Here is a 12,102-nt window from a genome sequence, read left to right as displayed (position 1 = left end):
GGCGTGTACGAGGGCATCGTCCAAGAGCTGATCGACGAGCTCGGTCGCCTTCCCGGCATCGGACCGAAGTCGGCGCAGCGCATCGCGTTCCACATCCTGCAGACCGAGAGCTTCGACGTCACCCGGCTGGCCGAGGTGCTCCTCGAAGTGCGCGACAAGGTGCGGTTCTGCGAGATCTGCGGCAACGTCTCAGAGCAGGCGACCTGCTCGATCTGCCGCGACCCGCGCCGCTCGCCCGAGCTGATCTGCGTGGTCGAGGAGGCGAAAGACGTCGTCGCCATCGAGCGGACCCGCGAGTTCCGAGGCCTCTACCACGTGCTCGGCGGTGCGATCAGCCCGATCGACGGCGTCGGCCCCGACGACCTGCGCATCCGCCAGCTCATGCAGCGCCTCGCCGACGGCACGGTGCAGGAGGTCATCATCGCCACCGACCCGAACCTCGAGGGCGAAGCGACGGCGACCTATCTCAGCCGGCTGCTGACTACCCTCGAGATCCGGGTCACCCGGCTCGCGTCCGGCCTCCCTGTCGGCGGTGACCTCGAGTACGCCGACGAGGTCACGCTCGGCCGTGCCTTCGAGGGCCGCCGCCAGGTCTCCTGACCAACCACCCTTCCACCCCCTCTACGCCGAAGGGCACGTCGTTGTCCCATTCGGGCCCCGAAAGGGACAACAACGTGCCCCTCGGCGCCCGGTGCGGCCGCGTCACATGGCCGATCCGGCATATCCCCGGCCGGTAGAATGGTCACTCCCGTGAGTTCTGGAGAGCCTGTGGCCCTGATCGTTCAGAAATTCGGCGGCTCGTCCGTCGCGAATGCCGAGAGCATCAAGCGCGTCGCCAAGCGCATCGTCGAGACCCGCAAGGCCGGCAACGAGGTCGTCGTCGCCGTGTCGGCGATGGGAGACACGACCGACGAGCTCGTCGATCTCGCGCACGAGGTCACGCCGATCCCGGCGCCGCGCGAGCTCGACATGCTGCTCACGGCGGGCGAGCGCATCTCGATGGCGCTCCTCGCCATGTCGATCAAGAGCATGGGATACGACGCCCGCTCGTTCACGGGCAGCCAGGCCGGCATGATCACCGACGCCCAGCACGGTGCCGCACGCATCGTCGACGTCACGCCCGGCCGCATCCAGGACGCGCTCGACGAGGGAGCGATCGCCATCGTCGCCGGCTTCCAGGGCTTCAACCGCGACACCCGCGACATCACCACGCTCGGCCGTGGCGGCTCGGACACCACCGCCGTCGCCCTCGCCGCCGCCCTGGGCGCAGAGGTGTGCGAGATCTACACCGATGTCGACGGGGTGTTCACCTCCGATCCGCGGCAGGTGCCGCTCGCGCGCAAGATCGACAGGATCACCAGCGAGGAGATGCTCGAGCTCGCCGCAGCCGGCGCCAAGGTGCTGCACATCCGGGCCGTCGAGTACGCCCGCCGGCACAACGTGACCCTGCACGTGCGCTCCTCGTTCTCGAACAAAGAGGGCACCTACGTGCTCAACGAAGCAGCGGCGGCCGAGGCCGCCAAGAAGGATGGAACCGTGGAAGAGCCCATCATCTCCGGAGTGGCCACCGACCTGAGCGAGGCCAAGATCACCGTCGTCGGCGTTCCCGACGTCCCCGGCAAGGCGGCGCAGATCTTCAAGATCGTCGCCAAGGCCAACGCGAACGTCGACATGATCGTGCAGAACGTGTCGGCCGCGGCGACCAGCCTCACCGACATCTCGTTCACCCTCCCCAAGTCGGAGGGCCAGCGTGTTCTGCAGGCGCTCACCGCCGAGAAGGACGAGGTCGGCTTCCAGTCGCTGCAGTACGACGACCAGATCGGCAAGCTGGCGCTCGTCGGCGCCGGGATGCGCACCAACACCGGCGTCTCCGCTGCACTGTTCGAGGCGCTGTTCGAGGCCGGCATCAACATCGAGATGATCTCCACGAGCGAGATCCGCATCTCCGTCGTCACGCGCGCCGACACCGTCGCGGAGGCCGCGCGGGTCGTGCACACCGCCTTCGGCCTCGACGGCGACGAGAAGGCCATCGTCTACGCCGGCACCGGCCGCTAGTCCCGATGGCGGCCACGGGCTCCGGGGAATGAGCCGGACCGTCCTCCCGTTCGACACTTCAGACCACGACTCGAAGGAACACACCATGAGCGAGACCACCCCCGGCTTCGACATCGCCGTCGTCGGCGCCACCGGCCAGGTCGGCAGCGTGATGCGCCGCCTGCTGGAGGAGCGCGACTTCCCGGTGAAGAGCATCCGCTTCTTCGCCTCCTCGCGGTCGGCGGGCACGACGCTGCCGTTCCGTGGTCAGGAGATCACCGTCGAAGACGTCGCGACCGCCGACGTCTCCGGGATCGACATCGCGCTCTTCTCGGCCGGCGCCACCGGCTCGAAGGCCGAGGCCCCTCGGTTCGCCGAGGCCGGCGCCATCGTCATCGACAACTCCAGCGGCTGGCGCATGGACCCCGACGTGCCCCTCGTGGTCTCCGAGGTCAACCCGGAGGCCATCGCCGACGCGCGCAAGGGCATCATCGCCAACCCGAACTGCACCACCATGGCGGCCATGCCCGTGCTCAAGGTGCTGCACGAGGAGGCCGGGCTCGAGCGACTCATCGTCAGCACGTACCAGGCGGTCTCGGGATCGGGGCTCGCGGGCGCGGAGGAGCTCGCCGGTCAGATCCGCACCGCGGTCGCCGACGAGAACCTGCTGCAGCTCGTGCACGACGGCTCGGCCGTCGCGATGCCGGAGCCCGTCAAGTACGTGCGCCCGATCGCGTTCGACGTCATCCCGCTGGCCGGCTCGATCGTCGACGACGGCCAGAACGAGACCGACGAAGAGAAGAAGCTCCGCAACGAGAGCCGCAAGATCCTCGGCCTTCCCGACCTGCTCGTGAGCGGCACCTGCGTGCGCGTGCCGGTCTTCACCGGCCACTCGCTGTCGATCAACGCCGAGTTCGCGTCGCCGATCTCGCCCGAGCGCGCCACCGAGCTCCTCTCCGACGCGCCCGGTGTGCGTCTCACCGATGTGCCGACGCCGCTGGAGGCCGCCGGCCAGGACCCGAGTTTCGTCGGCCGTATCCGCGCAGACGAGGGCGCTCCGGCCGGACGCGGGCTCGCGCTGTTCATCAGCAACGACAACCTCCGCAAGGGCGCGGCGCTCAACGCGGTGCAGATCGCGGAGCTCGTCGCCGAGCGCCTGGGCAGCCGCGTCGCCGGCTGACCCCCGCCGAAAGACACCCAAACGCCCCTAAAACTCTGTTTTAGGGGCGTTTGCGTGCCCCTCGATGCCTCGGCGCACCGCGAGGTGTCTTGATGTCGAGATAGGTGCGGGCGGAACGGCCGGTCTGGCGGGCTGCTCACCGTAGGATTGTCTGGTGAGCACTGATCCCATCGACGTCGTCCTCATCGGCGGCGGCATCATGAGCGCGACGCTGGGCTCTATGATCCAGCGCGTGCAGCCCGACTGGAGCATCCGCATCTACGAGTCGTTGGGCGCCGTCGCCCAAGAGAGCTCCAACCCGTGGAACAACGCGGGCACCGGCCACGCCGCCCTCTGCGAGCTCAACTACATGCCGGAGGCCGCCGACGGTTCCGTCGACCCGGCCAAGGCCATCAGCATCAACGAGCAGTTCCAGCTGAGCCGTCAGTACTGGGCGTCCCTGGTCGCCGCCGGCCACCTGCCCGACCCGCGCACGTTCATCAACGCGACGCCGCACATGACCTTCGTGCGCGGCCGCGACAACGTCCGTTACCTCCGCAAGCGCTACGAGGCGCTGAAAGACCAGCCGCTCTTCGCGGGCATGGAGTACTCCGAGGACCCCGCGACGATCGGCGAGTGGACTCCGCTGCTCACCAAGAAGCGCAGCGCCAAGCAGCGCATCGCGGCGACCCGGCAGTCCGCGGGCACCGACGTCGACTTCGGCGCGCTCACCCGCGCGCTCGTCGACGACATCGTCGACAACGGCGCCGAGCTCGCGCTCAACCACCGCGTCCGCAGCATCAAGCGCACGTCCGACGGCCTCTGGCGCATCAAGGTGCGTCACGAGGTCGGCCACACGCCGCACGAGGCCACCGCCCGGTTCGTCTTCGTCGGCGCGGGTGGGGGCGCCCTGCACCTGCTGCAGAAGTCGGGCATCCCCGAGATCAAGGGCTTCGGCGGATTCCCGATCTCCGGCCAGTTCCTGCGCACGTCCGACCCGAAGATCGTCGCCCAGCACCAGGCCAAGGTCTACGGCAAGGCCGCGGTCGGGGCTCCGCCGATGTCCGTCCCGCACCTCGACACGCGTGTCGTGGACGGCGAGACCTCCCTGCTGTTCGGGCCGTACGCCGGCTTCAGCCCCAAGTTCCTGAAGAGCGGCAGCTGGTGGGACCTCCCCGGCTCGGTGCGCGCAGGCAACCTCGGGCCGATGCTCGCGGTCGCGCGTGACAACTTCGACCTCATCAAGTACCTGGTCGGGGAGTTGCTCGCCAATCGCGCCAAGAAGCTGAAGGCTCTGCAGGAGTTCATGCCCACCGCCAAGATGGAGGACTGGGAGCTCATCACCGCAGGCCAGCGCGTGCAGGTGATGAAGAAGGACCCGAAGAAGGGTGGAGTGCTGCAGTTCGGCACCGAGGTGATCGCCTCCGCCGACGGCTCCATCGCCGGCCTGCTCGGCGCTTCCCCCGGGGCGTCGACAGCGGTCCCGATCATGGTCGACCTGCTGAAGACCTGCTTCCCGGATCACTACGACAGCTGGCTGCCGACGCTGAAGACGCTGATCCCGACCGTGGGCACGACGCTCAACGACCGGCCGGAGGAGGCCGCGCGCGTCCTCTCCGAGACGGCAGCGGTGCTCGATCTGGAAGGACACCCGGCCGGGCAGGTCGCCACGGCCTGACCTCTTCGTGCCCGTCGATCCGTACCGCGCGGTACGGATCGACTGGACAGTCACGTCGCCGACCTGTTAGAGTCGGCGACGCTATGAAGTGAGAACCTCCCCTCGTCCCGCGCCCGAGGCGCCGTCGATCGAGTGAGCGACCCCATAGGTCCTGCGCCGCCCAGCTCTGACTGGTCAGCCGACACAGAGCTCATCCAACACTGGGCGCTCCGGCACCGCTCATCGACGGAAGTCCGCCCGGCGGGAATCTGCTCCTGTGGAGCGCCCGGAAGGTGGATCTCATGCATACCCTCACCCTCTCCCCGCTGCGCGCGGACGGCATCTCAGTGCGGTACGGCGAACGGCGCGTCCTCTCCGACGTGTCGCTGACCGTGCCTCCCGGTGCCCGCATCGGCCTGATCGGCGAGAACGGCGTCGGCAAGTCGACGCTGCTGCGCGTGCTCGCCGGGGCCGAGACGCCCGACTCGGGCATCGTCTCCCGGCCGCGGCGCGTCGGCTTCCTCTGGCAGGAGGTGCGCTTCCGCCCGGAGGACACGCTCGCCGCTCTGATGGAGGACGCACTCGCCGAGGTGCGCGCGATCGAGAACGAACTGGAGGCCGCATCCCTCGCGCTGGCGGACGACGATCCGGCTGCGGCGAGGCGCTACGACGAGGCTCTGAGCGCCGCGGAACGCGCAGAGGTCTGGTCGGCCGAGTCGCGACGCGACGCGCTGCTCGACGGCCTCGGCGTCGGTGCCATCCCGCTGGCCCGGCGGCTTTCCGAGGTATCGGGTGGGCAGCGCAGCCGGTTCGCGCTGGCCGCGCTGTTGCTCGGCAGGCCCGACGCTCTGCTGTTGGACGAGCCGACCAACCACCTGGACGACGCGGCGGCGGCCTTCCTGGAGTCGCAGCTCGTCGGCTGGAACGGTCCGGTGCTCTTCGCGAGCCACGACCGCGCCTTCCTCGATTCGGCGGCCACCGCCCTGCTCGACCTGGACCCGACGCGCACCGGCACCACGGTGTTCGGCGGAGGCTACAGCGCCTACCTCGCCGAGAAGGCCGCGGAGCGGGCACGCTGGGAGAAGCAGTACGCCGACGAGCAGACCGAGCTCGCGGCTCTGAAGCACGCCGTCGATGTCACAGCACGCTCGATCGCCTGGTCGGGCAAGGTGCGGGACAACGACAAGTTCGTCAAGTCTTACAAGGGCAACACCCTGGACCGGCAGATCAGCCGGCGGATCCGCAACGCCGACGGCCGGCTCGACGAGCTGACGAAGACCCAGGTGCGCAAGCCGCCGAAGGCGCTGAGCTTCTCCGGGATCCCCGCGGGGTTCCAACGTCTGGGTTCTCCCCGCCTGGGCGAGGAGGCCGGCTCGCTTCTGCAGGCGGACGACCTCCACGTGCCCGGGCGGCTGACGCTCGGGAGGTTCGCGGTCGAGGCCGACTCGCGCGTGCTGGTGACCGGGCCGAACGGCGCGGGCAAGTCGACGCTGCTCTCGGTGCTGGCCGGGCGGATCGTCCCGCTCGTGGGGACGGTGCACCGCCGGCGCGGTCTGCGGGTGGAACTCTTGGAGCAGGACGTGCGCTTCGCCGACCCGACGCAGACGCCGCGGCGGATCTACGAACTGGCGCTCGGCGAGCGGCGGGCGGAGACCGTACCGCTGTCCGGGCTGGGGCTGATCGCCCCGCGCGATCTGGACAGGGAGGTCGGACTGCTCTCGGTCGGGCAGCAGCGCCGGTTGGCGCTGGCGCTCATCATGGCGCGACCGCCGCACGTCTTCCTGCTCGACGAGCCGACCAACCACCTCTCGCTCGGTCTCGCGACCGAGCTGGAGGAGGCTCTGGGCGGCTACCCTGGCGCCGTCGTGGTCGCGAGCCACGACCGCTGGCTGCGCGAGCGCTGGAGCGGGGAGGTGGTTGCGCTGTGATCGGTGGAGGCCTGATCGCTTGACGAACATTAGAACATATGTTCGAATAGACCCATGAGGTGGAGCGGGCAGGAGCTGGCGGTGGAGACGCCGTCGGCCCTGCCCGGTCTCGCCCGGTTGAACAACCTGGTGCGGTCTGTGCGCACGCCGGAGTTCGCGGGCATCACGTTCCACGAGATCCTGGCCAAGTCGGCGCTCAACAAGATCCCGGGCGGGGGAGGCCCGATGCCCTTCGGCTGGACGATCAACCCCTACCGTGGTTGTTCGCACGCCTGCGTGTACTGCTTCGCCCGACCCACCCACAGCTATCTCGAGCTCGACCAGGGCAAAGACTTCGATCAGGAGATCATCGTCAAGGTCAATGTGGCCGATGTCCTCCGCAAAGAACTGATGAAGCGGAGCTGGGGGCACCATCCGGTCGCACTCGGCACCAACACGGATCCCTACCAGCGCGCCGAAGGGCGCTATGCGCTCATGCCGGGGATCATCGACGCGCTGACCGACTCCGGCACTCCGTTCAGCATCCTCACCAAGGGGTCGCTGCTCCGGCGTGACCTCGACCGGCTCGTCGAAGCGTCGCGACGCGTCCCCGTCGACCTCGCCATGTCGATCGCCGTCTACGACGACGAACTGCAGCAGTCGGTCGAGCCGGGGACGCCCACGACCAAGGCGCGGTTGGCGACCGTCACCGCCGTGCGCGAGCACGGCCTCGACTGCTCCGTCTTCCTGATGCCGATCCTCCCGTACCTCACCGACACGCGAGCCCACCTCGACGAGGCCCTGCGGCAGGCCAAGGAGGCCGGGGCCACCAGCGTTCTCTACACGGCGCTGCACCTGAAGCCGGGGGTCAAGGAGTGGTACTACCTCTGGCTCGGGCGCGAGCACCCCGAACTTCTCCCGCAGTACCGCGCCATGTACGGCCGGGGCACGTACGCGCCCAAGGAGTACCGCGCGTGGCTCGCCGCGCGTATCAAGCCGCTCATCCGCGCACACGGCCTGGAGCGGGGGCAGGAAGATCCGCTCACGGGCGGGGTCCGCTCGTCGGCGCTCGGCATGCTGCGCGACGGAGAGGGCGAACGGCAGATCGTTGAGCGCGTGGCGCCACAGGAGGTCGCCCCCGAGTCGGCGCTGGTGACGCTGGGGGTGCAGCCGACGCTGTTCTGAACGGCCACCCGTCGTGTTCCCGCGTCCGCGGGGTACAACAAGCCTGCATGCCCGGGGTACACAGCGGCCGGGTGAACTGCCATAATCCCCTCTGGGGCCGTCGCGGTCGAGCGTTGCCCTCCGGCGGGTTCCGTCGGCCATCCACTCGCGCCCAAGGAGCCCGGTGTCGCTCGGTCTTCCCAGTCACCTCTCGCGGGCGGCCAATTCCAAGGCGCTGGCCGCAGCGGCTCGGTGGACGGCGCTGGTGTGCCTAGTGATGGCCATCGTCAACGTCGCCATCTCGACGGTGGGAGGGACGAGCGGCACCGCCTCCTGGATCAGCACGCTCGTGCTCGTGCCGATGATCCTGCTGCTGCTCCTGCTCTCGCGCGGCCGCACGGTGGTCCTGACGGTCACGTACCTGCTCGTCGGTGCCGTGTGCACGTTCCTGTACGTCTACCTCCTCTTCGAGAGCACGCCGGCCTACCGCGACACCAACCTGTTCGTCGTCGCCCTGCCCGTCGTCGCGATGACGCTGGTGGGCGGAACGGGGACGGGCGCGCTCGTCGGGATCCTCTGGGCGACCCTCGGGTTCGCCCTCGCGGAGGGCGCCGTGATCGTCGGGGCGACCGCGGCGGGGCGCGTCTTCCGGCCCGATGCGATCTCGCTCGGCGCCTACCTGCTCCTCGTCGGCGTCCTCGCCTTCGACGGGCTCACGCGTGGATCACGGTCGCGCACCCAGTCGGCCCTCCACCGTGCCGTTCGCGACGCCCGTCTCGTCGACCTGCGCCGCGAGCAGCTGGCGGAGTCGACCGCGAACCTCCACGACACCGTGCTGAGCGAGCTCGCGGCCATCGCCGCGACCGAGCCCGGTGAGCTCCCGCAGCGGCTCCGCGCCCGCATCGAGTCCGACCTGCTCGCGCTCGGCGGCGCAACCCTCCCCGCGGCCGCCGTGCCGCCGGCCGGTACCGCCGACGGGGACCCCTGGTACAGGAGCGAGCTGAGGCGCGCCATCGAGGACGCCCGCGATGAGGGACTCGCCGTCGATGTCTCCGGGGACAGGGACGCGGTCGCCCGGTTGGCCGACGATTCGCGGCGCGCGGTCGGCCTCGCCGTGCGGCAGTGCCTGGTGAACGTCTTGCGGCACTCGGGCAGCGCGACCGCGGAGGTGGCCGTGTCGTCCGGTGACGGGTCGGTCTCCGTCATGGTCGTGGACGGCGGCAGCGGGTTCGCCGTGGCAGCCCCCGGCGGCGACCGGCTGGGCCTGCGGCAGTCGGTGCACGACCGCATCAGCAAGGTCGGCGGTACCGTGACCATCTACTCGAGCGAGGATGTCGGCACGACCGTCATCATGACGGTGCCGACGGCGGACAACGCATGAACACCGTGATCGACGAGACGATCGTCCGCTACCGGTCCGTGCCGGTCGAGCGGACCCCGCAGCGGCTGGATCCGCTCGGCGTTCAGTCCGCGTGGCTCCTGGTGCCGTTGATCGGCGTCGTCGCGGTGGGGTACGCGGTGTACTCGACGCTGGTGCACCAATCGCAGCTCCGGAGTCCCGCGCTCGCCATCTGGGCGATCGTCGTGTTGGCGCTAGCGGTCGCGGTCGCCGCGATCCGTACGCATCCGGGTTTCCCGCCCGTCGGGCTGTGGTCGCACCTCGCCATCGTCGGGGTCGCGCTGTCTTCCGCGGTGCTCTTCGACGCGGCGGTGTGGGGTCACAACCAGCGCATTCAGGACGACTGGGGCCAGATCGCGGTCGCTCTGCTGCTGACAGCGATGCCTCTCTACCGGCCGGTGCCGGAGGTGCTCGCGACCGCCGTGGCCTCCGCGCTCGTCTTGGGCGGATTGGCGGCAGCGCAGGCCTCATCCCTCATCGTCGTCACTCACCCCGCCGTCTACGCCACGGTCGCCGCGACGCCGGTGCTGGCTCTCGCCTGCGGCGGCTCCGGCTATGCCTGGACGATGACCGGCGAGACTCTGCGCTGGCGCGAGGTCGCCCGCGCAGGGCAGCTCCGGCTGGAGAGTGAGCTGAGGCAGGTCGCCGAACGGATGGTGGCGCAGGAGCGGGCGACCGCGCTCAACGCGGAGGCCGTGCCCTTCCTGACCGAGCTGCTGGCTGCCGGTCGGATCACCCAAGAAGACCGCGATCGGGCGCGGATCATCGCGACACGCCTGCGCAGCGCGGCGGTCGAGGCCGTCGACCGGAGCTGGTTGGCCGAGACGGTGGATCTGGCGCTCGCCCGCCGTGGCGTGGCGGACGAGCAGAACCGCTGGTCACGGGTCGACGATCCCGATCGGCTCGACCGGGTGTTGAGCGAGGAGCAGCGTGCGATCGTCGGCGCCCTGATCGACACCGTCGCCGACCTCCCCGGACTCGACCCGTCGAGCGTGAACATCGCGGTCTCCGACCCCGACTGCCCGGCGTTCCTGCTCACGGGCAGAGCGGAGGAGCCGCGACGCACGCTCCGGTCGGCGCTCGTGCCGTTCCTCAGCGCGCTGCAGTCCGTGTCGATGGTGGCGTCGATGCGGGTGCGCGATGGAGGCTTCACCGTGCGATTCGCATACCCTGAAAGGCGAGCACCATGAGTACCGCCACAGCACACCCTGCACCGTCGTCCCCGCCGATCCGGCTCGCCATCCTCGACGACCACGAGATCCTCCTCGACAGTCTCGCCACCTGGATCGAGCGCAATGCGCCCGAGTTCGACCTCGTGGTGCGCGCAGGGAGCTGGCTGGAGCTGGTGCACAGCGACGCCTTCCCGACCGACCTGGTGATCATGGACCTCCAGCTGCGCGAGTCCGTGTCGATCGGCGCGCGCGTGCGCACGTGCCGTGCGGCGGGGGCGAAGGTCGTGGTGCTGAGCGCGGTGGACACGCAGGAGGATCGGGATGCGGCGCTCGCCGCGGGCGCTGTCGCGTACGTCACGAAGACCCAGCCGATGTCGGAGCTGATCGCGGTGTCGCTCGCCGCCATGGGCAGGGACGGCTCGGCCGCGGAACAGAAGCCGGTCTGGCGTCCGCGGCCGACGGTTCCGGAGGCTTCCCGCCCCAAGCTGAGCGACGGCGAACGGCAGGCTCTGGTGCTGTACGCGGACGGGCGCACGACATCGGAGGTCGCGCGTGCGATGAACGTGCAGTACGAGACCGCCAAGACCTACCTGCGGCGTGTGCGCGAGAAGTACGGCAAGGTCGGCAGGCCGACAAGCTCGCGGGCGGACCTCATCCGCCGCGCCGCGGAGGACGGCTACCTCACGTAGGGTGCCGGCGCCCGCATAGGATTGCTCCGTGGCAAAACTGTATTTCCGCTACGGCGCGATGAACAGCGGCAAGAGCACGGCCATGCTGCAGGCAGCGTACAACTACGAGGAGCGCGGGCATCGTGTCCTGCTCGCCAAGCCCGAGATCGACACCAAGGGCGACATGGGCATCCTGTCGCGGCTCGGTGTTACCCGGCAGGTGGACTTCCTGATCGCCCCGGAGACCGACGCGTACGGCAAGTTCCAGCAGCACAGGGAACGCACGATCAAGCGTTTCGACCGTGACGTGAGCGCTCTGCTGGTCGACGAGGCCCAGTTCCTGACGGAAGCGCAGATCGATGATCTGCTGCGGATCGCGCTGCTCGACGACATCCCCGTGCTCGCCTACGGCATCAGGACCGATTTCCAGACGGTCGCGTTCCCGGGCAGCAGGCGCCTCTTGGAGGTCGCGCACAGCCTCGAGGAGCTGAAGACGATCTGCCGTTGCGGTCGCAAGGCGATCTTCAACGCGCGCAAGATCGACGGTGTCTTCGTGTTCGACGGCGACCAGGTCGCCATCGACGGAGCCGCCGTCAGCTACGAGGCGCTGTGCGGCAACTGCTACCTGGACGAGAGCCAGGGCGTCCTCAACAACGGCCGGAGGCATTGGCCCGTGAGTGCGGCGACCGCCTACGACAGCGAACCGGATTCGGACTTCACCTGATGCACATCTCGGTGATCGGTGTCGGTTATTTGGGTGCGGTGCATGCTGCGGCGATGGCTGATTTGGGTCACACCGTGGTGGGTGTGGATGTGGATGGGGTGAAGGTCGCGGCGTTGTCGGCGGGGCGGGCGCCGTTCTTCGAGCCGGGTCTGTCGGAGGTGTTGGGTTCGGCGTTGGCCAGTGGCCGGTTGTCGTTCACGACGGATTTTGCGGCGGTG

General features: G+C 69.4%; 10 protein-coding genes and 1 pseudogene. All 11 read left to right on the top strand.

The genetic code is table 11. The annotated features are described in order from the left end of the window. The first annotated feature begins 3 nt into the window (after positions 1-3). Positions 4-600 (top strand): recombination mediator RecR, encoded by a 597-nt coding sequence (recR, locus tag JNB50_RS09875; protein WP_208039964.1) that lies wholly within the window; start codon positions 4-6, stop codon positions 598-600. A 168-nt stretch (positions 601-768) separates the two neighbouring features. Continuing rightward, positions 769-2,055 (top strand): aspartate kinase, encoded by a 1,287-nt coding sequence (locus tag JNB50_RS09870; protein WP_208040041.1) that lies wholly within the window; start codon positions 769-771, stop codon positions 2,053-2,055. 85 nt (positions 2,056-2,140) lie between these two features. Then, positions 2,141-3,214, top strand: a complete 1,074-nt coding sequence (locus tag JNB50_RS09865) for an aspartate-semialdehyde dehydrogenase (protein ID WP_208039963.1) — start codon at positions 2,141-2,143, stop codon at positions 3,212-3,214. A gap of 154 nt (positions 3,215-3,368) precedes the next feature. Then, complete coding sequence (locus tag JNB50_RS09860) at positions 3,369-4,871, top strand: malate:quinone oxidoreductase (protein WP_208039962.1); 1,503 nt, start codon at positions 3,369-3,371, stop codon at positions 4,869-4,871. Between the two features lie 281 nt (positions 4,872-5,152). After that, positions 5,153-6,778: an ABC-F family ATP-binding cassette domain-containing protein gene (locus JNB50_RS09855; protein WP_208039961.1), complete on the top strand. Its 1,626-nt coding sequence runs from the start codon at positions 5,153-5,155 to the stop codon at positions 6,776-6,778. A gap of 54 nt (positions 6,779-6,832) precedes the next feature. After that, entirely contained in the window at positions 6,833-7,942 is a 1,110-nt protein-coding gene (locus JNB50_RS09850; RefSeq protein WP_243768326.1) for an Rv2578c family radical SAM protein, read from the top strand. 163 nt (positions 7,943-8,105) lie between these two features. Next, the gene (locus JNB50_RS09845; protein WP_307794675.1) at positions 8,106-9,302 is read left to right on the top strand and encodes an ATP-binding protein; all 1,197 of its coding nucleotides are present in this window, start codon (positions 8,106-8,108) and stop codon (positions 9,300-9,302) included. Then, positions 9,299-10,510 (top strand): hypothetical protein, encoded by a 1,212-nt coding sequence (locus JNB50_RS09840; protein ID WP_208039960.1) that lies wholly within the window; start codon positions 9,299-9,301, stop codon positions 10,508-10,510. The genes JNB50_RS09845 and JNB50_RS09840 overlap by 4 nt, the downstream gene beginning before the upstream one ends. Then, on the top strand, positions 10,507-11,181 hold the full coding sequence (locus JNB50_RS09835; protein ID WP_208039959.1) for a response regulator: 675 nt from the start codon (positions 10,507-10,509) through the stop codon (positions 11,179-11,181). The genes JNB50_RS09840 and JNB50_RS09835 overlap by 4 nt, the downstream gene beginning before the upstream one ends. A gap of 28 nt (positions 11,182-11,209) precedes the next feature. Continuing rightward, positions 11,210-11,884 carry a thymidine kinase gene (locus JNB50_RS09830; protein ID WP_208039958.1) on the top strand — a complete coding sequence of 225 codons (675 nt, stop codon included), beginning with the start codon at positions 11,210-11,212 and terminating at the stop codon, positions 11,882-11,884. Continuing rightward, positions 11,884-12,102, top strand: a pseudogene (locus JNB50_RS09825) (UDP-glucose 6-dehydrogenase); the annotation flags it as partial. The gene JNB50_RS09830 and the pseudogene JNB50_RS09825, both read left to right, overlap by 1 nt.

Origin of the sequence: Leifsonia sp. TF02-11 (assembly GCF_017565305.1) — a bacterium.
Lineage (GTDB): Bacteria > Actinomycetota > Actinomycetes > Actinomycetales > Microbacteriaceae > Leifsonia.
This window is presented reverse-complemented; position numbering and strand designations above follow the sequence as displayed.